Source organism: Flavobacterium sp. I-STPP5a (genome assembly GCF_009764685.1).
Lineage (GTDB): Bacteria > Bacteroidota > Bacteroidia > Flavobacteriales > Flavobacteriaceae > Flavobacterium.
On the sequence record NZ_VHLM01000012.1, the window covers coordinates 1 to 2,724 of the forward strand.

1 rRNA gene is annotated in these 2,724 nt (G+C 49.4%); it reads right to left on the reverse strand.

Annotation, left to right across the window (positions count from 1 at the left end):
- Positions 1 to 3: 3 nt before the first annotated feature.
- A 23S ribosomal RNA gene (locus FJV36_RS03110) occupies positions 4 to 2,724 on the reverse strand; the annotation flags it as partial.

Below are 2,724 nucleotides of genomic sequence, written 5' to 3' on the forward strand. Positions count from 1 at the left end.
GGTGTACATAAGCTTACGGGTTATTAGTACTACTCGACTATGACATTACTGCCTTTACATCTATAGCCTATCAACGTGGTCATCTCCCACGACCCTTAAAAGAAATCTCATCTTGTGGTGGGTTTCGCGCTTATATGCTTTCAGCGCTTATCCCTTCCAAACGTAGCTACTCTGCGGTGCCACTGGCGTGACAACAGATACACTAGAGGTTTGTCCAATTCGGTCCTCTCGTACTAGAATCAGATCCACTCAAATTTCTTGCGCCCACAGTAGATAGAGACCGAACTGTCTCACGACGTTCTGAACCCAGCTCGCGTGCCACTTTAATGGGCGAACAGCCCAACCCTTGGGACCTTCTCCAGCCCCAGGATGTGACGAGCCGACATCGAGGTGCCAAACCCCCCCGTCGATATGAGCTCTTGGGGGAGATCAGCCTGTTATCCCCGGCGTACCTTTTATCCTTTGAGCGATGGCCCTTCCATGCGGAACCACCGGATCACTATGCTCTACTTTCGTACCTGATCGACCTGTATGTCTCTCAGTCAAGCTCCCTTATGCCATTGCACTCTACGCACGGTTACCAAGCGTACTGAGGGAACCTTTAGAAGCCTCCGTTACTCTTTTGGAGGCGACCACCCCAGTCAAACTACCCACCAAGCAATGTCCCCCACATTATGGGGTTAGGCCTCAGATAAACAAAGGGTTGTATTTCAACAATGACTCCACAACGCCTAGCGACGCCACTTCACAGTCTCCAACCTATCCTACACATCATTTATCCAAGGTCAATACTAAGCTATAGTAAAGGTGCACAGGGTCTTTTCGTCCCACTGCGGGTAAGCGGCATCTTCACCGCTACTACAATTTCACCGAGCTCATGGCTGAGACAGTGTCCAGATCGTTACACCATTCGTGCAGGTCGGAACTTACCCGACAAGGAATTTCGCTACCTTAGGACCGTTATAGTTACGGCCGCCGTTTACTGGGGCTTCAATTCAATGCTTCTCCGAAGATAACATCTCCTCTTAACCTTCCAGCACCGGGCAGGTGTCAGGCCCTATACTTCATCTTACGATTTTGCAGAGCCCTGTGTTTTTGATAAACAGTCGCCTGGACCTCTTCACTGCGGCCAGCATTGCTGCTGGCGACCCTTCTCCCGAAGTTACGGGTCTATTTTGCCTAATTCCTTAGCCATGAATCTCTCGAGCACCTTAGGATTCTCTCCTCGACTACCTGTGTCGGTTTGCGGTACGGGTACTTATTACCTGAAGTTTAGAGGTTTTTCTTGGAAGCCCTTAGGCGCACTATCTCTTCTACCGAAGTATCCGAGTACTATCGTATTTCCCCAAAACCCGTGGATTTGCCTGCGGGTCTTATAGGTAGGTACTTCAACGAACTATTCCGTCAGTTCGCGGCGCTTTCATCACTCCGTCACCCCATCACAGTAATAACTAGTACGGGAATATTAACCCGTTGTCCATCGACTGTCCCTTTCGGGTTCGCCTTAGGTCCCGACTAACCCACAGCTGATTAGCATAGCTGTGGAAACCTTAGTCTTTCGGTGTGCGGGTTTCTCGCCCGCATTATCGTTACTTATGCCTACATTTTCTTTTCTAACCAGTCCAGCATGCCTTACGACACACCTTCAACCCTGTTAGAATGCTCCCCTACCACTCCATAATTTAATATGAAATCCATAGCTTCGGTAATACGCTTATGCCCGATTATTATCCATGCTCGTCCGCTCGACTAGTGAGCTGTTACGCACTCTTTAAATGAATGGCTGCTTCCAAGCCAACATCCTAGCTGTCTGGGCAGACAAACCTCGTTCTTTCAACTTAGCGTATATTTGGGGACCTTAGCTGATGGTCTGGGTTCTTTCCCTCTCGGACTTGGACCTTAGCACCCAAGCCCTCACTGCACGGAAACATTATATAGCATTCGGAGTTTGTCAGGAATTGGTAGGCGGTGAAGCCCCCGCATCCAATCAGTAGCTCTACCTCTATATAACTTTATGCCGTGCGCTGCACCTAAATGCATTTCGGGGAGTACGAGCTATTTCCGAGTTTGATTGGCCTTTCACCCCTACCCACAGGTCATCCGAAGACTTTTCAACGTCAACCGGTTCGGACCTCCACACTGTGTTACCAGCGCTTCATCCTGCCCATGGGTAGATCACACGGTTTCGCGTCTAACACTACTGACTAAAGCGCCCTATTCAGACTCGCTTTCGCTACGGATCCGTGGCTTAACCACTTATCCTTGCCAGCAACGTTAACTCGTAGGCTCATTATGCAAAAGGCACGCCGTCACCCAACGAATGGGCTCCGACCGCTTGTAAGCGTATGGTTTCAGGATCTATTTCACTCCGTTATTCACGGTTCTTTTCACCTTTCCCTCACGGTACTGGTTCACTATCGGTCTCTCAGGAGTATTTAGCCTTAGCGGATGGTCCCGCCAAATTCAGACAGGGTTTCACGTGCCCCGCCCTACTCAGGATACCACTATTCATTATACTCGTTACCCATACGGGACTATCACCCTCTATGGTGTCACTTTCCAGTAACTTCCGGTTCCTTGTACATAAAATCTCGTGGTCCTACAACCCCAACATTGCCGTAACAACATTGGTTTGGGCTAATCCGCGTTCGCTCGCCACTACTTACGGAATCACTTTTGTTTTCTTCTCCTCCGCCTACTTAGATGTTTCAGTTCAGCGGGTTT